Annotated in this window: 24 protein-coding genes; 8 read left to right on the top strand and 16 right to left on the bottom strand. The window is 65.9% G+C overall.

The window, feature by feature from the left end; translation table 11 throughout:
• Positions 1-6: 6 nt before the first annotated feature.
• The 3 genes from WBP07_RS18390 to coxB form a co-directional block, all read right to left on the bottom strand.
• Entirely contained in the window at positions 7-939 is a 933-nt protein-coding gene (locus WBP07_RS18390; RefSeq protein ID WP_395393188.1) for a heme o synthase, read from the bottom strand.
• 117 nt (positions 940-1056) lie between these two features.
• The gene (gene ctaD / locus WBP07_RS18385; RefSeq protein WP_395393186.1) at positions 1057-2748 is read right to left on the bottom strand and encodes a cytochrome c oxidase subunit I; all 1692 of its coding nucleotides are present in this window, start codon (positions 2746-2748) and stop codon (positions 1057-1059) included.
• 28 nt (positions 2749-2776) lie between these two features.
• A complete protein-coding gene (coxB, locus tag WBP07_RS18380; RefSeq protein ID WP_395393185.1) occupies positions 2777-3835 on the bottom strand; it encodes a cytochrome c oxidase subunit II in 1059 nt (352 codons plus the stop codon).
• A 218-nt stretch (positions 3836-4053) separates the two neighbouring features.
• On the opposite strand from coxB, the gene pyrE reads away from it, so the two are divergent.
• The 6 genes from pyrE to ruvX all read left to right on the top strand — a co-directional run bounded on the left by pyrE (position 4054) and on the right by ruvX (position 8641).
• Positions 4054-4638, top strand: a complete 585-nt coding sequence (gene pyrE / locus WBP07_RS18375; RefSeq protein ID WP_395393184.1) for an orotate phosphoribosyltransferase — start codon at positions 4054-4056, stop codon at positions 4636-4638.
• A gap of 128 nt (positions 4639-4766) precedes the next feature.
• Positions 4767-5510, top strand: a complete 744-nt coding sequence (locus WBP07_RS18370) for a pyridoxine 5'-phosphate synthase (protein ID WP_395393183.1) — start codon at positions 4767-4769, stop codon at positions 5508-5510.
• Between the two features lie 121 nt (positions 5511-5631).
• Entirely contained in the window at positions 5632-6042 is a 411-nt protein-coding gene (gene acpS / locus WBP07_RS18365) for a holo-ACP synthase (RefSeq protein WP_395393181.1), read from the top strand.
• Between the two features lie 22 nt (positions 6043-6064).
• Entirely contained in the window at positions 6065-7012 is a 948-nt protein-coding gene (gene lepB, locus WBP07_RS18360; RefSeq protein ID WP_395393179.1) for a signal peptidase I, read from the top strand.
• Positions 7009-8124 (top strand): AI-2E family transporter, encoded by a 1116-nt coding sequence (locus tag WBP07_RS18355; RefSeq protein ID WP_395393178.1) that lies wholly within the window; start codon positions 7009-7011, stop codon positions 8122-8124. Before lepB ends, WBP07_RS18355 begins: the two co-directional genes overlap by 4 nt.
• Before the next feature lie 31 nt (positions 8125-8155).
• Positions 8156-8641 carry a Holliday junction resolvase RuvX gene (ruvX, locus tag WBP07_RS18350; protein WP_395393177.1) on the top strand — a complete coding sequence of 162 codons (486 nt, stop codon included), beginning with the start codon at positions 8156-8158 and terminating at the stop codon, positions 8639-8641.
• 149 nt (positions 8642-8790) lie between these two features.
• On the opposite strand, the gene WBP07_RS18345 is transcribed toward ruvX, so the two are convergent.
• The 7 genes from WBP07_RS18345 to argH form a co-directional block, all read right to left on the bottom strand.
• Entirely contained in the window at positions 8791-9714 is a 924-nt protein-coding gene (locus WBP07_RS18345; protein WP_395393176.1) for a transposase, read from the bottom strand.
• Entirely contained in the window at positions 9702-10655 is a 954-nt protein-coding gene (locus WBP07_RS18340) for a hypothetical protein (RefSeq protein WP_395393175.1), read from the bottom strand. Before WBP07_RS18340 ends, WBP07_RS18345 begins: the two co-directional genes overlap by 13 nt.
• Before the next feature lie 25 nt (positions 10656-10680).
• Complete coding sequence (locus tag WBP07_RS18335) at positions 10681-10860, bottom strand: hypothetical protein (RefSeq protein ID WP_395393174.1); 180 nt, start codon at positions 10858-10860, stop codon at positions 10681-10683.
• A gap of 171 nt (positions 10861-11031) precedes the next feature.
• A complete protein-coding gene (locus WBP07_RS18330; RefSeq protein ID WP_395393173.1) occupies positions 11032-11814 on the bottom strand; it encodes an NAD(P)-dependent oxidoreductase in 783 nt (260 codons plus the stop codon).
• A 43-nt stretch (positions 11815-11857) separates the two neighbouring features.
• Entirely contained in the window at positions 11858-13117 is a 1260-nt protein-coding gene (gene lysA, locus WBP07_RS18325; RefSeq protein WP_395393171.1) for a diaminopimelate decarboxylase, read from the bottom strand.
• Between the two features lie 21 nt (positions 13118-13138).
• Positions 13139-13390, bottom strand: a complete 252-nt coding sequence (locus WBP07_RS18320; RefSeq protein ID WP_395393170.1) for a hypothetical protein — start codon at positions 13388-13390, stop codon at positions 13139-13141.
• 5 nt (positions 13391-13395) lie between these two features.
• Complete coding sequence (gene argH, locus WBP07_RS18315; RefSeq protein ID WP_395395832.1) at positions 13396-14769, bottom strand: argininosuccinate lyase; 1374 nt, start codon at positions 14767-14769, stop codon at positions 13396-13398.
• Between the two features lie 19 nt (positions 14770-14788).
• On the opposite strand from argH, the gene WBP07_RS18310 reads away from it, so the two are divergent.
• The gene (locus WBP07_RS18310; protein WP_395393168.1) at positions 14789-15373 is read left to right on the top strand and encodes a TlpA family protein disulfide reductase; all 585 of its coding nucleotides are present in this window, start codon (positions 14789-14791) and stop codon (positions 15371-15373) included.
• A gap of 80 nt (positions 15374-15453) precedes the next feature.
• Complete coding sequence (locus tag WBP07_RS18305) at positions 15454-15684, top strand: hypothetical protein (RefSeq protein ID WP_395393166.1); 231 nt, start codon at positions 15454-15456, stop codon at positions 15682-15684.
• Positions 15685-15687: 3 nt separating this feature from the next.
• On the opposite strand, the gene WBP07_RS18300 is transcribed toward WBP07_RS18305, so the two are convergent.
• The 6 genes from WBP07_RS18300 to WBP07_RS18275 form a co-directional block, all read right to left on the bottom strand.
• Positions 15688-16014, bottom strand: coding sequence for a YnfA family protein (locus tag WBP07_RS18300; protein WP_395393165.1), 327 nt, complete (start codon positions 16012-16014; stop codon positions 15688-15690).
• A 46-nt stretch (positions 16015-16060) separates the two neighbouring features.
• Positions 16061-16972: a VOC family protein gene (locus WBP07_RS18295; RefSeq protein WP_395393163.1), complete on the bottom strand. Its 912-nt coding sequence runs from the start codon at positions 16970-16972 to the stop codon at positions 16061-16063.
• Positions 16973-16988: 16 nt separating this feature from the next.
• Positions 16989-18347, bottom strand: coding sequence for an SRPBCC family protein (locus WBP07_RS18290; protein ID WP_395393162.1), 1359 nt, complete (start codon positions 18345-18347; stop codon positions 16989-16991).
• An 89-nt stretch (positions 18348-18436) separates the two neighbouring features.
• Complete coding sequence (locus WBP07_RS18285) at positions 18437-19666, bottom strand: MFS transporter (protein ID WP_395393160.1); 1230 nt, start codon at positions 19664-19666, stop codon at positions 18437-18439.
• Positions 19659-20072, bottom strand: a complete 414-nt coding sequence (locus tag WBP07_RS18280; protein ID WP_134093806.1) for an EthD domain-containing protein — start codon at positions 20070-20072, stop codon at positions 19659-19661. Before WBP07_RS18280 ends, WBP07_RS18285 begins: the two co-directional genes overlap by 8 nt.
• A gap of 127 nt (positions 20073-20199) precedes the next feature.
• Entirely contained in the window at positions 20200-21816 is a 1617-nt protein-coding gene (locus WBP07_RS18275; RefSeq protein WP_395393158.1) for an SMP-30/gluconolactonase/LRE family protein, read from the bottom strand.
• Between the last annotated feature and the right edge of the window lie 107 nt (positions 21817-21923).

Here is a 21923-nt window from a genome sequence, read left to right as displayed (position 1 = left end):
CTCTTTTCAAAAGACGATGAAGCGATCGACCACCAGCGCCGCGAACAGGGCGAAGAGGTAGACGATCGAATAGGCGAACAGCTGCTTTTCCGGCTTCATCGTATCGTCGGGGCCGCTGCGCTCACGCAGGCCCACGCGGACCGAAAGCGCAAGGAACAAGCTGGACAGCACGATTGCGGAAATGCCGTAGATCGCGTGCGTGCCGCCGATCGCCCAAGGCAGCACGGCCAAAGGCAGAAGGAGCACGGCATAGAGCAGGATCTGGCGGCGCGTGGCCTTCTCACCCGCGACCACCGGCATCATCGGGATGCCGACCTTGGCATAGTCGCTCTTCACGAACAGCGCGAGCGCCCAGAAGTGCGGCGGGGTCCAGAAGAAGATGATCGCAAACAGCAGCACCGGCATCAGCGAGACGTGCCCGGTGGCCGCCACCCAGCCGATCAGCGGCGGGAACGCGCCGGCGCCGCCGCCGATCACGATATTCTGCGGCGTGCGCGGCTTCAGCCAGATCGTGTAGACGACGGCATAGTAGAAGATCGAGATCGCCAGGATCGCCGCGGGCAGCCAGCCCACCGCAAAGCCCATCAGGAAGACCGAGGCGGCGCAGAGCACGCCGGCGAAGTCTCGTGCGGTCGTGCGATCGAGGCGGCCTTGCGGCAGCGGGCGGTTGGCGGTGCGCTTCATGCCCGCGTCGAGATCGGCTTCCCACCACTGGTTGAGCGCGGCGGCACCGCCGGCGCCCATGGCGATACAGAGGATCGCGGTGAAGGCCAGGATCGGGTGAATACGCTCGGGCGCGGCCAGCAAGCCGCAGATTCCCGTGAAGATCACAAGGGTCATCACCCGCGGCTTGGTCAGCGCGAAGAGGTCACGCCAGTCGGCAGGGAGCGGCGCCGCAGTGGGCGCGGAGTTCGTGGAAGTGGGACTCGTGGTAGTCATGGTCTTGGGCCCATACACCCGCAAGCGCCGCAAAAGCGAGGGCCTGCGTTGCGCAACGCGTGACGCCGATACCGAAACGCCGTCCCGGATCGCTCCGGGACGGCGTTTCAAAGCGGCTTAGTGGTGCGCCGTTTCGCCGATGACGGGCAGCGTTTCGAACTGGTGGTACGGCGGCGGGCTGGACAGCGTCCATTCCAGCGTCGTGGCGCCTTCGCCCCAGTAGTTGTCTTCGGCCTTCTTGCCGGCGGTGAAGGCGTAGACGATGTTGATGAGCCAGACGCCGATGCTAACGGCCATGATCATGTAGCCCTCGGTCGCGACCTGGTTCCAGTGGTGATAGGCCTCCGCATAATCCGGATAACGGCGCGGCATGCCCTGGAGACCCAGGAAGTGCATCGGGAAGAAGATCATGTTCACGCCCACGAAGAAGATCCAGAAGTGGACGTGGGCGAGGAATTCGGAGTGCATCCGGCCACTCATCTTCGGGAACCAGTAGTAGAACCCGGCAAAGAGTGCCGTCACCGCGCCCAGCGAGAGCACGTAGTGGAAGTGGGCGACCACGTAGTAGGTGTCGTGCAGCACGTCATCCACACCGCCGTTCGCCAGCACCACGCCGGTCACGCCGCCGACGGTGAAGAGGAAGATGAAGCCGATCGCCCAGACCATCGGGCTCTTGAACTCGACCGAACCGCCCCACATCGTCGCGATCCACGAGAAGATCTTGATGCCGGTGGGCACCGCGATGACCATGGTGGCGGCGGTGAAGTACATCTTCGTGTTCACCGACATGCCGGTGGCGTACATGTGGTGCGCCCAGACGATGAAGCCGACCACGCCGATCGCAACCATGGCGTAGGCCATGCCGAGGTAGCCGAACACCGGCTTCTTCGAGAAGGTGGAGACGATCTGCGAGATGATGCCGAAGCCGGGCAGGATCATGATGTAGACTTCGGGGTGGCCGAAGAACCAGAACAGGTGCTGGTAGAGCACCGGATCGCCGCCGCCGGCGGGATCGAAGAAGGTGGTGCCGAAGTTGCGGTCGGTCAGCAGCATCGTGATCGCGGCGGCAAGGACGGGCAGCGAAAGCAGCAGCAGGAAGGCGGTGACCAGCACCGACCACACGAACAGCGGCATCTTGTGCATGGTCATGCCGGGGGCACGCATGTTGAAGATGGTGGTGATGAAGTTGATCGCGCCCATGATCGAGCCGGCACCGGCAAGGTGCAGCGCGAAGATGCCGAAGTCGACCGCCGGGCCGACCGAGCCCGAGGTGGAAAGCGGTGCATAGACCGTCCAGCCCGTGCCCGCGCCCATCCCGGTGCCGCCCGGCACGAAGGCAGAGCACATCAGCGAACAGAAACCCGCGACGGTCAGCCAGAACGAGATGTTGTTCATGCGCGGGAACGCCATGTCCGGCGCGCCGATCATCAGCGGAACGAACCAGTTGCCGAAGCCGCCGATGATGGCGGGCATGACCATGAAGAACACCATGATCAGGCCATGCGCCGTGATCAGCACGTTCCACATGTGCAGCGTGGCGTTGAAGTCGGAAGGATTGTCACCCGCCAGCTTCGCGAAGAAGCCTAGGTACTGGATGCCGGGTTCTGCCAACTCGGCGCGCATGATGCCGGACACCGCACCACCGATGAGCCCCGCGAAGATCGCGAAGATCAGGTACATCGTGCCGATGTCCTTGTGGTTGGTCGACATGAACCAGCGGGCGAAGAAGGCCGGCTTGTGATCCGCGTGGCCGTGATCTGGGCCATGCCCTTCGGCGTGGCCCTGGAAGTGGTCTGCTGTGGTTGCCATGGTCTGGACCCTGTCCTTCAATTCGCTCTTATTCGGCGGCTGCGGTGGCGTCGGTGGCAGGTGCTTCGGAAGCTTCCGCCGTAGCAGCCGCGGCAGGTGCCGCGCCAGCAGTTGAAGCAGCCGCCGGGGCAGCTGCAGGCTTGGCCTGACCGTCGATCACGGCCCCGGCGTGGGTCAGCACCCAGGCATCGTATTGCGCGCGGGGCAGAGCCTCCACGGCGATCGGCATGTAGCCATGCTTGGCGCCGCACAGTTCGGAGCACTGGCCGTAATAGACGCCCGGCTTCTCTACGAAGAGGACCTTCTCGTTGATGCGGCCGGGAACGGCGTCGAGCTTGAACCAGAGCGAGGGCACCGCGAACGAGTGAATCACGTCGGCCGCGGTGATCTGCAGGCGGATCGGTTCGCCCGCCGGCACGACCATGCGGTTGTCCACCTCAAGGTGCGAGGGGCCGTCCCAGGGCTTGGAGCCCACTTCGCGCACGCCGTTGTTGATGATCGGCTGGCCGGGGATGTTCAGCATGTTCGAGACGACCTCGAAATCGCCGTTATCGGGGTAGCCGTAAGTCCAGAACCACTGGTTGCCCGTGATCTTGATGGTCAGCGCGCCCTTGGGGGCCGGCTTGTACTGCTTGGCGATAAGATCGATCGAAGGAACCGCGATGCCGATCAGGATCAACACGGGAAGCAGCGTCCACACCACTTCGAGAACGGTGTTGTGGCTGGTCTTCGAAGGAACGGGATTGCTGCGGCGGTTGTAGCGCACCGCAATGACCACCAGCAGGAACAGCACCAGGACGGTGATCGCCGTGATGATCGGCATCAGCACGATATCGTGCATCCAGTAGCCGTCTTCGCCGATGCGGGAAAACTGCGGCTGAAGGCCGATGGCGCCGGGGACCGGCATGCCGATGCCCGGCGTGGGCTTCATCGGCGTGTAGCTGCCGGCAGCAGCCGCGCCGGATGCAGCTGCTTCCGCCGCGAACGCAGTGACGGAACCGCCGAAAACGGCGCCCATCGCAGCGGTTGCCAGTCCGAGAGCCTTTGCAGCCTCGCCCCAATTACGAACGGTCTTGCCCAATGTCATGGATTCAGCGCTTTCCCGTTTTCTTATTCGCGCCAGAGAGCCGTCTACTGTGAGTCGCCTCCCAAGCGCACACCCCTGTTGCGGAGGCTTTTGCCCCCTTCTGCGGGGGCTATACGCGGCCTTGCCGCTTGTCTCAAGCGCCTCTAGGGGATTTTCGTTTCTCCATGGCGCGATATCGCGCCTGAACATTGCAAATTGCACCAAAGGATTACGCCCCGATGCAGGAAGAAGAAGTCCTCGCCGAGTTCCGCGCCAGCAAGGCCTTGCTTGAGGGGCATTTCCTGCTTTCCTCGGGCCGCCACAGCGCCCACTACCTGCAGTGCGCGCGCGTTCTGATGAACCCGGACCGCGCCGCGCGACTCGCCGTCGCGCTGGCTGCAAAACTCCCCCACGATATTCGCAAGTCGATCGAAAAGGTCGTCTCGCCCGCGATGGGCGGCGTGATCATCGGCCAGGAAATGGGCCGTGCGCTGCAGGTGGACGCGATGTTCGTCGAACGCCCCACCGGAACCTTCGAACTGCGCCGCGGCTTCGCGCTGGAGCCGGGCGACAAGGTGCTGATGGTGGAGGACGTGGTCACCACCGGCCTTTCCAGCCGCGAAGCAATCAAGGCGATCGAGGAAGCCGGCGGCGAAGTGATCGCAGCCGCATCGCTGGTGGACCGTTCGGGCGGCTCGGTGGACCTTGGCGTGCCCTATTTCCCGCTGGTCGCGCTGAATTTCCCGACTTACGCGCCGGACGAACTGCCGGCTGAGCTGGCCGCCACGCAAGCCGTGAAGCCCGGCAGCCGCGCCCAGACGTAAGCGCTTCGGCGCACGCCCGTGCGACTTCCCGGAAGACCTGCTATCGCTCTGGCGATACTCGCTTTCCCGGTCGTCGCACGCCACTTCCGGTCCCTTTCGCATCCGCATCGAACCATGGTGAACTGCCGATGACTTCCGTGCTCAATCCGTCCCGCCTGCGCCTTGGCGTGAACATCGACCACGTCGCCACCATCCGCAATGCGCGCGGCGGCGAACATCCCGATCCGGCCCGGGCGGCGGCGATCGTCGCGGCGGCGGGAGGAGACGGCATCACCGTCCACTTGCGCGAGGATCGCCGCCATATCCGCGACGAGGATCTGGAGCGCGTTGCGGCCGCCACGCGCTTGCCGATTAACCTGGAAATGGCCGCAACGGACGAGATGCTGGAGATCGCGCTGCGTCACCGCCCCCACGCGGCCTGCATCGTGCCCGAACGGCGTGAGGAGCGCACGACCGAGGGCGGGCTGGACGCTGCCGGCCAGCACAATCGCCTGGCGCCCATCGTGGCGCGCCTTGCCGATGCCGGCGTGCGCGTCAGCCTGTTCATCGCCCCCGAACCGCGCCAGATCGAAGCGGCGATGAAGCTGGGCGTGCCGGTGGTGGAGTTCCACACCGGCGAATATGCCCATGCCGAAGGCGATCAGGTCGCGGTGGAACTGCGCCGCATCGTCGACATGGCGGCGCTGGCTGCCAAGAACGGCATCGAGCCGCACGCCGGCCATGGCCTTACCTATGACAACGTGCAGCCGATTGCCGCGATTCCGCAACTGGCGGAACTCAACATCGGGCACTACCTGATCGGGGAGGCCATTTTCTGCGGGCTGGAGACCAGCGTGAAGAAGATGCGTACCCTGATGGATGAGGTGCGGTGAAGGAAATGCGCGCCTGCAGGCCCCGCCATCCCGGCCCCAGTCGGGATCGCGCGCCGCTGGCGCAGCGCCTGATCCAAAACGGCCCCGGCTTTCGCCTGGGCCATGATACGGGAGGATCGCGATGATCATCGGCCTCGGTTCCGACCTCTGCAATATCGAGCGGATCCAGAACTCGCTCGACCGTTATGGCGAGCGTTTCCTCAACCGCGTCTTCACCGATGTGGAGCGCGCCAAGGCCGCGCGCCGGCCGCACACGATTGCCGGCACGCTGGCCAAGCGCTTCGCGGCCAAGGAAGCCTATTCCAAGGCGGTAGGCACCGGCTTCAAGGCCGGGGTCTTCATGAAGGACATCGGCGTGGTCAACGCCCCGTCCGGCGCGCCGACGCTGGCTCTGACCGGCGGCGCAAAAGCACGGCTCGACGCGATGGTGCCGGCAGGCTACGAGGCGGTCGTTCACCTGACACTCACTGACGACCACCCATGGGCCCAGGCCTTCGTGGTCATCGAAGCCCGCACCCTTCCCCAATCCTGATTCGAGTTCTGTGCCCTTCACCATGGCCGAAGACTTTCCCCAGCCCCCCGCTCCTCAGAATGCACCGGAAAACGCGCCCGCTCCGCAACCGCCGGTGGCGAAGGAGAGGGTGAACTGGCTGCAGGAACTGCGCGGTCTGGCGCTGATGCTGCTGGGCGTGCTGGCGTTCCATTCGCTGCTGGCCAAGCCGTTCTACATCCCGTCGATCTCGATGATGCCGAACCTGCTGGTGGGCGACCGTCTGGTGGTTTCCAAGTATCCCTATGGCTGGAACTGGTCGTCGATCAGCTTCCACCTGCTGCCGCGCAGCACCTGGCATCTCTTCGAACGCACGCCCGAATATGGCGACATCGTCATCGTCGTGCCCGGCAATCGCACGGCGGACCTGATCAAGCGCGTGGTGGCGCGCCCCGGGGACCGGATCGCGGTGATCGACGGGCGCATCCGGCTGAACGGCAAGTTCGTGCCGCGTCAGGTCGAACCGCCGGTACGGATTCCCGCCGACGATTCGCTGCACTGCGAAGGCGATGCAGAGCCCGGCCACTGCTACGACGGCTTCGAGATGTTCCGCACCCGCCTGCCCAGCGGCAAAGAAGTCTACGAATTGCCGACTTATCGTGAAACCTTGCCCAACGGCGCCAGTTACGATGTGATCGACTATATCGATCAGGAGCTGGACAATTACCCGGAGATCAAGGTGCCCGAAGGCCATGTCTTCCTGATGGGCGACGACCGCGACCGCTCGGCAGACAGCCGCGCCCCGTTCGAAACCGATGTGTTCGGCCAGCCCGGCGGCGGGCTTGGCGGCCCGGTGCCGTTGACCAACATCGGCGGCCGCGCGGAATTCATCACCTTCTCGCTGGACGGGACGCAGACCTGGAACCCGCTGACCTGGTGGAAGGCGCTGCGTGAGGGCCGGGCCTTCTCCAGCCTGCGCCCGCCGGTCGATCCCACCAAGGCCTGGAAGTGAGCGGCGCGGGTCACACCGATCACGGTTCGGCCCCGCTGGAAGAGCGGGCCGGGCCAACCGACATCACCGATCCGCTGATCCGCACGGAAGCACGCAAGGCCTTCGTCTGGATCGGCATGGCCGCGCTTTTCGCGCTGGTCGTATTCCTTTCGCAATCGCTGCTGGTGATCTTCGGCGGCGTGGTCGTCGCCGCGCTGATCGACGGCGGCGCGCGGGTACTGGGCAAAGTGCTGAAGATCCCGCGCGGATGGCGCGTGGGACTGGTGCTGCTGCTGGCGCTGGCCTTCGTGATCTGGATGGGCGATTTCGCCGGCAGCCAGATCGCATCGCAGGCGGCGGAGCTTCCCGCCACACTGGAAAGCCAGTTCCATCGCGGTGCCCTCTGGCTGGAAAGTCACGGCTTCGTGATGCGCGTCACCGACATGCGATCGCTCGCGCGGGAGGCGATCAGCGGCGTCGGCGGCGGCATCGGGCAAGTCACCCGCATGGTCGGCGGCCTGATCGGCGGGCTGACCACGCTGTTCCTGATCCTGGTGCTGGGCATCTACTTCGCGATGGAGCCGCGACTCTATCGGCGCGGCGTCGGCTGGATGCTGCCGCAAGAACGGCGCGGCCATTTCGAGGAAACCGCCGAAGTCATGGGCCAGGCCCTGCGCCGATTGCTGTTCGGCCGCGTGATCGGCATGACCGTGGAAGGGCTGTTCACCTGGGTCATGCTGGAATTCTACGGCGTGCCGATGGCGACGCTGCTGGCGCTGATCACCGGATTGCTGGCCTTCCTGCCCAACATCGGTGCGCCGATTTCCGGCATGCTGATGATCCTGGTGGGCTTTTCGGGCAGCTACGAGATGGGGCTCTACACGATCTTCGTCTATGCGCTGATCCACCTGATCGACGGCTACCTGATCGTGCCGCTGATCGCCCGCAAGACGGTGGACCTGCCGCCCGCGCTGGTGCTGGCCGCGCAGCTCATCATGGGCGTGCTGTTCGGCCTGCTGGGACTGGCGCTTGCCGATCCGCTGGTGGCGATGATCAAGATCTGGCTGGAACGACAGGCGGAGCGCAACGACGATCTCGCCCCCGCTTCCCCGGAGCACACGACCTCTCTATGAGGGCCGTCCATTCGCGAAGAGGACGGCCTAGATGGCAGACGGCACAGTGATCACCACCGGCGCGCTCGAGTATCGGGACGCACTGCCGGAAACGGGCGGCGCCCTGCTGGGGATCGACCTGGGCACCCAGACCATCGGCACGGCCTTCTGTGACGCCGGCTGGCGCTTCGCTTCGCCCGGCAAGACGCTGAAGCGCGGCAAGTTCGGCGCTGACAAGGCGCTGCTGGAAGAACTGATCCGCGAACGAGCGATCAAGGGCATCGTCATCGGCCTGCCGCTCAACATGGACGGATCGGAAGGCCCGCGATCGCAATCGAGCCGCGCTTATGCCCGCAACCTTGCCGCGCTGGGCCTGCCGATTCTGCTGTGGGACGAACGCTGGTCCACCACCGGCGCGGAGCGTGGGCTGATCGAACAGGACATGAGCCGCGCCAAGCGCGCCACCCGCATCGATTCGGCCGCCGCCGCAGTGATCCTGCAAGGCGCGATCGACGCGTTGGCCGGCGGGATGTTCTGACGTCCCTTGAGCAGTTGATCCGATTGCATCGGATCAACTGCTCTAAGTTTTTGGTTTGCCGAGTTTTCCGAGTCATCAGGTTATTCCACCTGATTAGAAAACGCTCTAGCCTTGTCGGCCGCCCCGACGGACAACCGATAGCCCCGCCCTCAGCGATCGAACCGCAGCGAGCCCTCCGCCCGTTGCCGTGCGGCCACTTCGGCGACCAGCCGGCTGCCGGACCGTTCGGCCGCTTTCCAGACCTCGTCACGCGCCGAAACGGTGCCCGCCTGGGCCGCCAGCGCCTGCCATGCGACCAGCCGCATGCGATCGCTGGGATGGGTCTTGCCGAACCGCGCGGCAAGATCCGTCGCCTCCACGCCGCCAAGCGCGACCGCGATCCGCAGCAGGCTTTCCGAAGGGCCATGGCCCAGCAGGTCGGTAATCTCGCCCCGCCGCATGTCGAAAGTGTGATGGCTGGCCCATCCCTGCATGGGATCGGTGTGCACGAGGTCGATCGAAACCGACAGCGCGTCCGGCGGATGGCGCAGCAGCACGTCGCGGCGGGCCCGGTAGTGGATCAGCCGCCCTTCATCCAGCGGGCCCCGTCCCACCAGCTTCAAATCGACCGGTTCCCCCTCGTAGCCGATGACCGCGTCGGGCGCATATTCGTAGTCCTCACCCATGTAGCCCGGCCCAAAATAGCCGAGTGTAAGCACGTCCGTGGCGAAGTCGTGCGCTTGCCCATAGCCGCAAGCAGCCGGGGTGCCGGCGCGATAGACCGCCTCGCGCGGGGAGGGCCATATGCGTGCGCGGATGGAAAAGTCCCCCCGGCCCGGCGGCACCAGCAGGATCGTTTGCGGGCCGCCGCCCACCAGTCCCTCGGCATCGGCCGGCACTGGCGCCAACCCCGCGAGCAGGTCCACCAGCACATCGCCCAGGAACTGCCGATCGTTGCCCAGCCGCTGCAACCAGCTTGCCGCATGGGACAGGCTGACGTCCTCATGCGGATCGAAGCCCCAGCCCGCCAATGCCTCCGCACATTCCGCCAGCGAGGCGCTGGTCGGATCCCGCCGCGTCATCACCCGCGCCATTGCGTCACCTTTTCCAGTTCCGGCCATTCCTTCAGAAAATCGCTACGAAGCGCACGCGCGGCGGCGCCAAGCGCCGCGTCATCCCCATCGGCAAGCTCGCCGAGCAGAACCATCCCCGCACGCGTATCCAGCCCAAGCACGCCCCGCAGAGCCGACCAGCGCAAGGCCGCCGCCCCGGATCCACCGACAATCCGGCCCAGCGCGGGAACCGCATCGCGGCGGCCCTGCGCCACAAGCACGGAAATCGCCAGTTCGAGCCGGCTGTCTTCCACCCGCGCTGCCGCCCGGTTCAGAATCGCGCCATCGTCCAACGCGAACTCGCAAGCTGCGTCCGCCGCGCCAATCGGCCGTTGCAGGCGCAGGACGACCAGCGTGCCCTCTGCCGCACGCACCCGCAGCGCTTCGGTCCTGCCATCGCGGTGGATCACGTCGCCCGGTCGCAGGACGACCTCCGCCCGGTCGAGAGGGCCGGCCGACACCGGGTTCCGCGCCACAAGCGCAGCGGAGCCGGTTCCAGAGACGACCCGCAGCCACGTCTCCACCGGCGCGAAATCCGCGCTGCGCGGTGCCGGTTGCAGGGACAATGCCGCCCCGTCGTAAACGGTGACCGCAAGGCTTGCCTCCCGCTCACGCGCCAGGAGCAGTGTGTGCGCCGCCCGCCGGTGCGCATGGCGAAGGGGCAGTTGGCCAAGCGGGATCGCCGCCATCGCGGCCACGGCTTCATGAACGAAACTGTCCAGAACCTTTTCGGCCGGTTCCGGATCGGCGCGAAACAGTGCCCCCAGCGAAGGGCAATCGTTAATCGCGGCGCCATCGGCGAACCGCCCCAATGCGGCCAGCACCGGCGCCACCGCGTCATTCGAACGCCAGCGATTCACGGCCGAAGCCAAGCGCCGCTGGCCGCTTTCCCAGTCGGTCATGCCAATCGCGAAACCTGCCATCTTCCGGATGCCTGCCCGCTGTGCGTCACGCGCCGGGATGGAAGGCATAGAGGCAATCGAGCAGTTCGGCCCGGTTGTCGTCCAGCGAATACCGGTGCGCGGCATCGCAAAGCGTACCGAAAAGTCCCGTCAGATGTTCAAGTTCAGGTATCCGGGAAATATCGATCCGCGGAAGCAAGGATGTCGGTGATTCCAGCTGCTGCAAAATTATCCCCTATGGCATGATGTCCAGACCGCCATCGGACAAAGGTGCCGCACCGCGCCCACCAATATGAATTAACTCCTTGCAATTATAAAAAGATAATTAACCAAGCGCGGCCACGGATCAAGACACCGGCATGCCGGAAATGTGACCAACAATACTTTTTAAAATCGGTCACGGCGCCCGCAGAATTACGACCAGCCCACTTCCGCCCGCTTCATCAACGGCCGAAAGTTCCCGCCGCATGGCATCGGCGCGGGCACGATCGAGCACGGCAGAGGCAACGCCCACCTCGTGGAGAACAAGGTCCGCGGACCCGAGCAGACGGGCTTCGCGCAATGTCAGGTCTTCGGGATCGTCGCTGCGCAGGCATATCTCCACCCGGCCCGAGGCCATCGCCGCAGCACCGGCAAGCCAGCCTTCGACACGATCCGCGGCCGCATCGTCCAGCGGGTCGAGCGCGCCGCCCTGCCCCAGCGCGGCATCGAGCGCGCGGCGACGCTCGCCAGCATCGGGAAATCGGGCGCGCAATCGCCCACGCGCGTCGTACAGGGCCTGGGCAAGCCGCCCCAGCGTGGACGGCAGCAGCACTTCCAGCCGCAGCCGAAGCTGCTTGGCGAGCCCGGCCGATGCCCCTCCGGTGCCGATCGCCACCAACACCGGGGACCGGTCCAGCACGGAAGGCACGGTGAAATCGCACAAGGCCGGCCGATCGACGACATTGACGAGCAATCCCGCCTGCCGCGCCCGCAAGGCATCCGCCTCTGCCGGTCCTTCGTCTTCATGGGCCACGAAGGCCAGCCGGGCGCCGGCATTGCAGCCATGGTCCAGATCTTCGAAGACCACGCCCCCGGCACGTTCGACCAGCCGCCGCTTCGCCTCGGCCGCCTCACCGCTTCCGAGGACGACGACCGGGCGACCGGCAATACGGTGAAAGAGAGGTAGGCTGGCGATCATTCCGCCAGCCTACCGCGCCATGTCCGGCTTGTCTAAAGCCCTGTTACTTCAACCACTCCGGCACGGTTTCGGCGGCCAGGATGGTGGCGGGCTCGATACGCTCGGCCACCACGGCCCACTTGTCGCCGTCGACCATCACCTCAGGCACCAGCGCGCGGCTGTTGTAGGTGTTGGCCATCGTCGCGCCATAGGCGCCGGCGGTGCGGAAAATCGCCAGGTCACCGGCGACAACCTCATCGATCTCGCGGCCCATGGCGAACGTGTCGGAGCTTTCGCAGATGGGGCCGACGATGTTGGCGGTGACCGTCTTGCCGCTGGGCTTCACCGCCGCAAAGTCGTGCCAGGCATCGTACATTGCCGGGCGGGCAAGGTCGTTCATGGCGGCATCGACCACCACGAACGGGTTCACGGTGCCCTGCTTCACGCGCACGACTTCGGTGATCAGTACGCCCGAGTTGCCGGTGATCACACGGCCCGGCTCGAACATCAGCGTAACGCCCCAGTCCTTGGCGACCGAGGCGACCACTGCGCCGTAATCTTCCGGCGTCGGCAGCGCATCGCCGGCCTTGTAAGGCACGCCGAGCCCGCCGCCGAGGTCCATGTGCGTGACCTTGTGGCCCGCCGCGCGGATCTCTTCCATCAGCGCGCCCATCTTGATGAAGGCCTGGCGCGAGGGTTCGAGGTCGGAAATCTGGCTGCCGATGTGCACGGCAAGCCCGCGCATATCGAGGCCCGGCAACGCGGAAAGACGCGCGTAGATACCGGCGGCGCGGTCATAGGAGACGCCGAACTTGTTCTCTGCCTTGCCGGTGGAGATCTTGGCGTGGGTACGCGCATCGACATCGGGGTTCACGCGGAGCGCACAGGCCGCCGTAAGGCCCAGTTCCGCCGCGATCTCGGCAAGTTCGACGCCCTCTTCCTCGCTTTCGAGGTTGAACTGGCCGATGCCCGCCTTGACCGCTGCGGTCAATTCGCGCCGGGTCTTGCCAACGCCGGAAAACACCACGTCTTCCGCCGGAATGCCGGCGGCCAGCGCACGGTTCATCTCGCCTTCGGAAACGACGTCGGCCCCGTAGCCCTCGCTCGCCAGCAGGCGCAGCACCGCAAGGTTGGGGTTGGATTTCACCGCGAAAGCGATGTGAACGCTGGGCAGCGCCGAAAGCGCTTCGCGGAACACGCGGGCATGGCGGCTGAGCGTCGCGCGCGAATAGACGTAGACGGGCGTGCCGACTTCGCGGGCGATTTCGGCCAGCGGCACGTTTTCGGCGAAAAGCTCGCCGTTGTTCAGGGCAAAATGATCCATTGGTTTCTCGGCGTCAGAGTGTCATTCGGGCGGCGGGAGATCGTAGGGATCGTCTCCGCGGTCCTCCGATCGGGTGCGCAGTTCCACGCTGCGCTCGGGAATGGCCAGCGTGGGCGGGGTCAGCAGTTCCGCCGCCTTGGGCTGCACCGCGCGCCCGTAAGGCGCCGGCGGCAACTGCTCGCCCTGTTTGACCGTCAGCTGCGCGCGCTGCCCGCACCCCGCAAGCGCGGCGGCGAGAACCGGTATCAGGATCAGGGCGGCAGTCTTGCGCATCAAGCTCACTCCAGACCGAGCGCGAGCCGGGCTTCGGCCACGCGCAGGCGTACCTGATCGGGCGCGGTGCCCCCGTGCGACTTGCGCGCGGCAACCGAAGCCTCGACCGAGAGCGCCTTGAATACGCGTTCGTCGATGCGGCTGTCGATGGCCTTGAGGTCTTCCAGCGGCAATTGGTCGAGCGCGACGCCGCGCTGCTCCGCCAGCTTCACGGCAGAGCCGGTGATGTGGTGCGCCTCGCGGAAGGGAATGTCGCCCTCACGCACCAGCCAGTCGGCCAGATCGGTGGCGGTGGCGAAGCCCAGTTCCGCCGCGCCGCGCATACGATCGGTGCGGAAGCGGGTTTCGGCGACCATGCCGGTCATCGCCGCGATCGACAGCGCCAGCAGGCTGGCCGCCTCGAACACCGGCGGTTTGTCGTCCTGCATGTCCTTGGAATAGGCCAGCGGCAGGCCCTTCATGGTGATCATCAGGCTGGTGAGGCAGCCGACGATCCGGCCCGAATGGCCGCGCACCAGTTCCGCCGCGTCGGGGTTCTTCTTCTGCGGCATGATCGAGCTGCCGGTAGACAGCGAATCGGGCAGCGCCACGAAGCCGAACGGCTGGCTGGCCCAGATGATGAACTCTTCCGCCAGGCGCGAGAGGTGCAGCGAGCACTGGCTGGCCGCCATCAGGTAATCGAGCGCGAAGTCGCGGTCCGACACCGAATCGAGGCTGTTGTCGGTGGGCGCATCGAAGCCCAGTGCCTGCGCGGTCATGTGGCGGTCGATCGGGAAACCGGTGCCGGCCAGCGCTGCCGCGCCCAGCGGGCTGCGGTTCATGCGCTTGCGCGCGTCGGCAAAGCGCGAACGGTCGCGTCCGATCATCTCGTAATAGGCCATCAGGTGATGGCCCAGCGTCACCGGCTGCGCGGTCTGCAGATGGGTGAAGCCCGGCATGATCGAATCGGCATGCTCGCCGGCGCGGACCACCAGCGCCTTCTGCAGCGCGTCCAAGCCAGCATCGGCCTGATCCATCGCATCGCGCACCCAAAGGCGGAAATCGGTCGCCACCTGGTCGTTGCGCGAACGCGCGGTATGCAGGCGCCCCGCCGCCGGACCGATGAGTTCCGCCAGGCGGCCCTCGGTGGTCATGTGAATGTCTTCAAGGTCCCAGTTTTCGGGCACGCCGTTGGCCTCGTACTCGGCGGCGACTGTGTCCAGGCCATCGCGAATCGCCAGCGCGTCCTCGTCGGTGACGACGCCGCAAGCTGCCAGCATCGCGACGTGCGCCTTGCTGGCCGCGATGTCCTGCCGCCACAGTGCCTTGTCGAAGGGGATCGAGGCATTTATCTCGCGCATGATTGCCGACGGTCCTTCCGCGAACCGTCCGCCCCACATCTGGTTGGAGCCTGCCCCCTTGCTGTCGTCCACTTCGCTCAAGTCGCTTGTCCTGTGTTCACTGGCGGGGGCCTCGGCCCTCACGATCGCGGGTTGCGATAAGCAAAGCGGGAAGGACGCGCAACCGCAGGCTACGGAATCCGTCGCGCAGGCGCCCAAACCCACCGACAAGCTGGACCGTTCGCACAAGGGCCAGCCGATCCCCGACGTTACCTTGGTGGACAATACGGGCGAGAGCCTGGACCTCACCTCGCTCAAGGGCAAGCCGCTGCTGATCAACCTCTGGGCCACCTGGTGCGCGCCCTGCATCGCCGAGATGCCGACGCTGAACGAACTGGCCGCCAATCCCGATTCGCCGGTGCAGATCCTGCCGATTTCCGAAGATACGGCGGACATGGGCAAGGTGGTGGAGATCCTGCATCGCCGCAAGCTGGACCATATCGAGCCCTGGCAGGACGAGCATGGCGACCTTGGCTTCCAGTACGGCGGCAACTTGCCGGTTACAGTGCTGTTCGACAGCCAGGGCAAGGAAGTCTGGCGCTTCGTCGGCGGCAACGACTGGACCAGCGACGAAGCGATGAAGCTGATCGCCGAGGCCAAGTAAGGATTGCGGCGCGGTGGCAGGCGCCTTGCTTGCCGCCACATGGCATGAGACGCTGCGGCTTCCTTGAAGGAGAGTCCATCATGCAGAACCTCCTGGGGCGCGATCCTGCCGTAACGGCGATGTTCATCATCGCCATGCTGCTGATGCTGCTGATGCTGCTGATGGGAACCGCGGCGGTCCTGATCGTGACTGTCGGCCCGGAATTTCTTGGACTGGCGAAGATCGGGATGCTGCTGACCGGCGCTTTCGCGCTGGTCGGCATCGGCTTTGGGCTGATGCGCACCTTGCGCGGGCGCGCCCCTCGCCGCTAATTCTCAGGCGCGGTGCGGCCCGAACAGGATGACGGCGGCACCGACAAGGCATAGTGCCACGCCGCCCAGATCCCAGCGATCCGGCCGCACGCCCTCCGCTGCCCAGAGCCACAGCAGCGCAAACGTGATGTAGATGCCGCCATAGGCCGCATAGGCGCGGCCGGCCTGCGAGCTATCCACCAGAGTCAGCAGCCAGGCGAACAGCACGAGCGATCCGCATCCCGGAATCAGCCACAGGGGCGATTTCCCCATGCGCAGCCAGGCCCAGAACGAGAAGCACCCGGCGATCTCCGCCAAGGCCGCACCGAAATAGATGAGGATCGATTGCATCGGCGTTCCCTAGCCGATTCAGGGTATTGCGTCTGCCTCGGAGATCCTAGGCGGCGCCGGCCATTTCGCCGAGCCGCGAACCAACCGCCGGATAACCCTGCGGCACGTGATGGGTAAACCAGATCAGCCGCCCCTGTGCCACGTCGGGATCAATGGCGAAGCGCGTTGCGGTATCGCCGATCAGCGGCAGGCCCCGTGCGCGCAGAGCGCTTGCGGTTTCCTCCGCATTACGGACCTTGAAGACGAGATGGCAGATGCCCTTCACATCGCGCGCGTGGGCGGCGATGGGCGAGCCTTCGTCGCCTACGATCGCTTCCAACACGGTGTCTCCCATGGCGAAGGCCGCGCATCGCCCCTCGGGCAGGTCCCGGGTGCCGATTTCCGGCCATTCCAGCTTTTCCGCAAACAGGGCCCGCGCTTCCTCCAGCGAGGGCGTCGAAAGGCCCAGCGCCTGAAGCCCCTCGATGCCGAGCCGATGGTCCGTCGCCGGGCGCCACGCCGGATCGCGGCGCGGGTCGCCCGGCATGTCCTGCTTCACGATTTCCAGTCGCATGCCCAGCGCCTGCCCGCGCGGGACGAGGAAGTAGAACGCCTCCATCCCCGGATCGTAATGCCGCTTGAACCCGCGCGCCGCAAACCATGCGTCGGCCTCGGCCAGATCGGTGACTTTCAGCGCCACCCCGATCCAGCGATGCGGCGCGGCCGAGCGGCGCAGCATGTCACCCAACGGACTGCCCTTCTGCGCGCCGTGACCGGCCGGGGCGATCGGGATCAGCATGGTGTCGCCGATCATGAGGAGGCTCTCCTCGCGGTCGAGCCCCATCTTCTCCGTCTCGGGCGTGATCAGGATTTCGTGCGCGGTGCTCGCCCCGAACACCTCGCGAAAGAAGGTGTCGCAGGCAGGCCGGCCGGCGTTATCGGCCAGCGACCAGCTTACGTGGACCAGCGGGAACTGCATGGAGTTTTGGGCGCGATCAGTACGTTTCCGGCGCGCCCGTGCCCATGAACTTGGCAAGGTTCATGTGCAGCGACGCCACCGACCGCTCCATGTAGGGATTGGGCTGCGCGCCCCGGAAACCGACGTTCTTCATGCCCTGCTGGACCGCTGCCATATTGGCGAAGTCCTGCTGGAGCACCGGCGGCCAATCGGTGGGGGCGGTATATTCCCACTCGGTCTCGGGCGCTTCGCCTTCGGGCCATAGTTCGTAGACGGCGGCTTCGAAAATGCACTTGTCCGGATCGGTGCCGTAAGGCCGCGCCTGATAGCAGAGCATGTTGTTGACCGCGTGGCCGATCTGGAAGTTCGGGAAGATCTGCCAGGCCGTGCCCGCCTGCGCGGTGTGCTGCGGGTCGACTTGCGCCCAGACCACGCCGCGTTCCGCGTCTTCCTTGCGCGCGGTGCCGATCCAGTAAGCGGAAACTTCCGCCGCCGGGGTGCCCTCGGGCAGTTCGTCCTTCAGGCGGTTCGCCACGCCGACCAGCGTCATCGTCGTGTTGGTATTGGCGTTGGCCCAGGTGAAGTTCTGCATGTCCGCCGTGGTCAGGCGCGGGTCTTCACCGGCGCCGAGGCGCAGTTTGCCCGAGTCTTCCTCCTGCCCCTTGGGCGCGTCGTAGCCGATGTTGGAATGGAGGCCCTGGTTGCGCGCCCAGCCGCGAAACTGGCCGAATTCCATGAATTCCGGGTGCGTGGTGGAGACGTGATAGGTCTCGCAGAAGGCCTCCATCGCGACCTTCCAGTTGCATTCGAACACCACCCACTTGCGCCAGCGCGGGCGCATGTTCTGAAGGCCGTAGGGATCGAGCATGCCCGCCGCCGGGTTCAGATAATCGGCCAGCGGCATCGAATCCGGGTCCAGATTGATCCAGATCCAGCCGCCCCAGGTATCGACCTTGACGACACCTAAGTCGGCCTTGCCGGCACAGAGATGGCCCTGCCAGTCCTCCGGATGCTCCAGATAAGTGTTCGCGCCGTCCAGCCCGAAGGTCCAGCCGTGATAGCCGCAGATGAAGCTGCGACGCGTGCCGCGCGCATTGCGTTTTCCGGCCGGGGTATCGACCAGCTTGCGGCCGCGATGGGGGCACACGTTGTGAAAAGCGTGAATCTCGGTTTCGGAGGCGCGGACCACGATCACCGAATCGTCGATGATGTCGAAAGTGATGAAGTCGCCCACTTCCGGAATGTCTTCCAGCCGCCCGGCCTGAAGCCAGACCTTGCGCCAGAGCTTGTCGCGCTCCGCCTTGGCGTATTCCGGCGAGATGTAGGCTTCCGCCGGGACGCGGACCGGGACGGTCAGGTCCTCGGGAGCCTGTACGATCTTACCTTGCTCACCCATTGCTCTCTTCCCAATTTCGTATCGCGCCGATTTGCGGCCGTTATCCCATTATTCGCACGCGAGGCCAATCGCCGTGGCGCTACCGGGCGCTAGGCGGGGGCAAATTTCAGGCTGCGCCGTGGCAGCGTACCGATGGCGAGGCTGCTGGCCGCCATCGTGGCGATCGCCAGATAGAGGAACATTTCGTAGCTGCCCGTCCGATCGTGAATCAACGCTGCGACCAGCGGGCCGACCGCCGTGCCGATCGACAGTGCCGCCAGCACGCCGCCGTAGAGCCCGCCAAAGTTCCTGAGGCCGAAGTGCCGGGTGATCAGATAGACCACCACGTCGATCTCCGCCCCCAAAGTCAGCCCGATCAGCCCCGAGGCGAGCGCCAGCACGGCAAGCGACGTGCCCGATCCCAGCAGCAGCAGGCAGCCCATCACCGGCAGCATGAACACCGCCGCGCCGACCAGCGAGGCCGGGAATCGGTCCAGCAGCACACCCGTCCCCAGCCGCCCGGCGAGCGAGAACCAGCCGACGAACGAGGCGATCGCCGCCGCCGTCATCGGGTCCGCGCCGCGATCGCCGAGGATCGAGACGAAGTGGACGACGATGGCGATGATCGTGAACGTAAACAGCAGGCTCGCCACGAAAAGCCGGTGGTAGACGCTGGAGCGCAGCCCCTCCCCCAGCGAAACGCCGGGCAGGTCGCGCTTGGCCGGCGCGGGCTCCTTGCGCCGCCCACTGTCATGCGCGCCGCGAAAGAACAGGAAGATCACCGGCGCCGCGATCACGAACCACAGCCCGCCGTGCACCGCGAAGGCCAGCCGCCAGCCGAAGGTCTTGATCGCCCAGGTGCCGATGATCGGGAACAGCCCCGCCGCGATCGAGGCGCCGCAGAGCGTTACCGCCAGCGCCATCCCGCGCGAAAGCTCGAACCGGGACGCCACCGCGCTTGTCCAGACCGAGGCTTGCACCGGCAGCGAGACCATCGCGATCAGCCCCCAGAGCAAATACCACTGCAACAGGCTGGCCCCGGTCGTGCCGAGCAGCGCGAAGGCCAGAGTCAGCAGCACGATGCCGATCACGCCGAACCGGCGCGGGCCGAAGCGATCGACCGCCAGGCCGATGAACACCCCGCCGATGGCCTGCACCAAGGTTGCGATGGTCAGGCCGAAGGTCACTTCGGTGCGGGTCCAGCCCATCGCTTCGGCCACCGGGCCGATATAAGGCCCGATGCCGTAGATATGGATCACGCTGGTGGCGTAGCCGAGCCCCGCCGCCACCGGCAACAGCCCGAACTGCCGCCATTCCTGTCGGGCCGTCAGTTCAGTCACCGTAGCGCAGCTCAACTTGCGTCGCTTCGCCATTCGGCCCCATCGGCGAATCGTATTCGATGCAGGTGCAGACCGGGTTGGCGTGGCTGGCGAACAGCTTTTCCTCATCCGCCTTGGTCATCGGCAGGCGCGCGGGATCGCTGATGATCGCCTGCGAGCGTTCGAAGTCGGCGCGGCTGTTCCACCAGATTTCCATCACGCAATCGAAGCCGGGATCGTGGACTTCGCCGGTGATCGGGTTCTTTTCCGGCACCAGATAGCGCCGCACGTACCGAACCGCGCCGGGGATCGCCGGCTGCGCGCCCATCTTCTTCGACAGCTGTGAGTGCTGGTTCTCGTAGTAGTCCATGAACTCGTCCATGGTCATATCCGGGCGTTTCCGGAAAAAGCAGATCTGCTTGAGCATGATTAGGCTCCTTTGACGATCCGGCGCAGCCGGATCGAAGCGGCACCGGCCCGCTCCCCCACCCGACCCCCCATCAGGATACGCTCGCGCGTGTTCGGATGGGGGAGCGGGCCGGTGCCGCGGGTTTTCACGAAGACGCCTTCCTGAGTGCGAGAACGGTGCCTTCGAGGTCACCGCAGATCCACACCGTGCCGTCCGGCCCCACGTCGAGCCCGGTCATGTTGCCCATCGGCCCGCACATGTCGCCCACGCCGCCCAGCGGCTTGGGATCGGTGCCCTCGGGCGCGCCCACCGGCAGGCCGGCCGCGATCACTTCGCGCGCGCCGCCGGACAAGTTGCACTGGATCGCTTCGCGGCGCTTTACGTCGAGCACGGTCACGGTGCCATTGCGGATCGCGAGACCTTCGGGGCGGACGAGATCGTCCAGCACTGTCTCGGTACGCCCGCTAACCAGCTTCACCACCCGGCCCGCGCCGCTTTCGGCCACGTAGACGGTGCCGTCCCCGGCCACCGCCACGCCCTTGGGCCGGTCCAGCCCGGAGGCCAGTTCCTCTACTTTGCCATTGTGCACCGAGTGAACCTTGCCGGTGCCGTATTCCGCGAAGACCACCGCGCTGGAGGGAGCCAGCGCCACACCCATCAGCTGGTCGTAACCGCTCGCCAAAACCTCACTGGAAGGACCGGCAGGATGGAACTTGGCGACTTCGCCGTTGGCGGTGGTGACGATCATCGTCCCCGCACCCGCCGCCGCGACGCCGCGCGAGTAACCGGGGAAGCTGGGGCTGAACAACATGCCTTCCAGCTTCACCGCCTCACCGGCGCGGAGCGAGAACACGAAGCCGCCATCGGCGATCCACAGCACCCCGTCCTCGCCCATGGCGACGTCCAGCGGCCATTGCAGGCCCTTCTCGATCAGCGGCTTCACCACACCACCCGCCGCCTTGGGTGTGGTGATCTCGTGAATCGAACCGAGGATGTGCGAGATGAACAGGCGGTCGCCCACGAAGGTGCAATTGTCGAGGCCGGCGCCGATATCGGCCAGCACCGTCTTCGCGCCGGTGCGCGGATCGATGCGCAGCACCTGCCCGCTGGCGACCTGGGTGGAGACGATCATCCCGTCACTGTCGAACTTCACCGAGTCCGGCACGCCAAGGTCGCCGCAGACCACTTCGGGTTCGCCGTTGCCGTCGAGGTCAATGCGCCAGATCGCGTTGGCGCCCATCACCGGGATATAGAGCTTGCCGTCCGGGCCGACTTCGAAGGCGTTCGGCATCGGCACGTCGCCCGCGATCACGCGCGGCGCGCCGCCGTTCCGATCGAGTTCGAGGATCTGCGATCCCATGTGGCAGCCCGCCGCGATCAGGCGCCCTTGCGAATACGTGATCGGGTTGGCCACCGGCAGGTCGCCGCAGACCACTTCGCTGCTGCCGTCCGGGCGCAGCATGGTAACGCGGCCCTCGGTAATCTCGGTGGCGAAGAGGTTGCCCGCCTCGTCGAAGGCCAGATCGTCCGGTGCGGTGATCGCACCGCCCATCGGGCTGATGATCTCCACCGCGCCGGTATCGGGATCGACCGCGCTGATCTGGCTGCCACCCACTTGCGCCACATAGATGCGCCCGTCCGGACCGGTGCGCAGGCCATTGGCACTGTAGAGGCGCGTGGGCGGGGTCAGCCGGTGCAGCATCCAGCCTTCGGAAGCGCGGGCGGAAACGACGCCGTGATTACGTCCTGCGGGTTCGAGCATCGGTGAAATTGTCCTCTCGTCCGGCGCTCTTGCGGCCGTTCTTTTCCGGCCGAGCCTATCCAGCGCTTCCGAGGCAGGCAACGCGAGGACCGGGCCGAGAGCCCTTC

The sequence above is a fragment of the Novosphingobium oxfordense genome, from assembly GCF_044029435.1.
Lineage (GTDB): Bacteria > Pseudomonadota > Alphaproteobacteria > Sphingomonadales > Sphingomonadaceae > Novosphingobium.
This window is presented reverse-complemented; position numbering and strand designations above follow the sequence as displayed.

Excerpts from the sequence above, each read along its gene's own strand:
- WBP07_RS18390 (WP_395393188.1), bottom strand. The coding sequence starts at position 939 with ATGACTACCACGAGTCCCACTTCCACGAACTCCGCGCCCACTGCGGCG.
- ctaD (WP_395393186.1), bottom strand. The coding sequence starts at position 2,748 with ATGGCAACCACAGCAGACCACTTCCAGGGCCACGCCGAAGGGCATGGC.
- coxB (WP_395393185.1), bottom strand. The coding sequence starts at position 3,835 with ATGACATTGGGCAAGACCGTTCGTAATTGGGGCGAGGCTGCAAAGGCT.
- pyrE (WP_395393184.1), top strand. The coding sequence starts at position 4,054 with ATGCAGGAAGAAGAAGTCCTCGCCGAGTTCCGCGCCAGCAAGGCCTTG.
- WBP07_RS18370 (WP_395393183.1), top strand. The coding sequence starts at position 4,767 with ATGACTTCCGTGCTCAATCCGTCCCGCCTGCGCCTTGGCGTGAACATC.
- acpS (WP_395393181.1), top strand. The coding sequence starts at position 5,632 with ATGATCATCGGCCTCGGTTCCGACCTCTGCAATATCGAGCGGATCCAG.
- lepB (WP_395393179.1), top strand. The coding sequence starts at position 6,065 with ATGGCCGAAGACTTTCCCCAGCCCCCCGCTCCTCAGAATGCACCGGAA.
- ruvX (WP_395393177.1), top strand. The coding sequence starts at position 8,156 with ATGGCAGACGGCACAGTGATCACCACCGGCGCGCTCGAGTATCGGGAC.
- WBP07_RS18345 (WP_395393176.1), bottom strand. The coding sequence starts at position 9,714 with ATGGCGCGGGTGATGACGCGGCGGGATCCGACCAGCGCCTCGCTGGCG.
- WBP07_RS18340 (WP_395393175.1), bottom strand. The coding sequence starts at position 10,655 with ATGGCAGGTTTCGCGATTGGCATGACCGACTGGGAAAGCGGCCAGCGG.
- WBP07_RS18330 (WP_395393173.1), bottom strand. The coding sequence starts at position 11,814 with ATGATCGCCAGCCTACCTCTCTTTCACCGTATTGCCGGTCGCCCGGTC.
- lysA (WP_395393171.1), bottom strand. The coding sequence starts at position 13,117 with ATGGATCATTTTGCCCTGAACAACGGCGAGCTTTTCGCCGAAAACGTG.
- WBP07_RS18320 (WP_395393170.1), bottom strand. The coding sequence starts at position 13,390 with ATGCGCAAGACTGCCGCCCTGATCCTGATACCGGTTCTCGCCGCCGCG.
- argH (WP_395395832.1), bottom strand. The coding sequence starts at position 14,769 with ATGTGGGGCGGACGGTTCGCGGAAGGACCGTCGGCAATCATGCGCGAG.
- WBP07_RS18305 (WP_395393166.1), top strand. The coding sequence starts at position 15,454 with ATGCAGAACCTCCTGGGGCGCGATCCTGCCGTAACGGCGATGTTCATC.
- WBP07_RS18300 (WP_395393165.1), bottom strand. The coding sequence starts at position 16,014 with ATGCAATCGATCCTCATCTATTTCGGTGCGGCCTTGGCGGAGATCGCC.
- WBP07_RS18295 (WP_395393163.1), bottom strand. The coding sequence starts at position 16,972 with ATGCAGTTCCCGCTGGTCCACGTAAGCTGGTCGCTGGCCGATAACGCC.
- WBP07_RS18290 (WP_395393162.1), bottom strand. The coding sequence starts at position 18,347 with ATGGGTGAGCAAGGTAAGATCGTACAGGCTCCCGAGGACCTGACCGTC.
- WBP07_RS18280 (WP_134093806.1), bottom strand. The coding sequence starts at position 20,072 with ATGCTCAAGCAGATCTGCTTTTTCCGGAAACGCCCGGATATGACCATG.
- WBP07_RS18275 (WP_395393158.1), bottom strand. The coding sequence starts at position 21,816 with ATGCTCGAACCCGCAGGACGTAATCACGGCGTCGTTTCCGCCCGCGCT.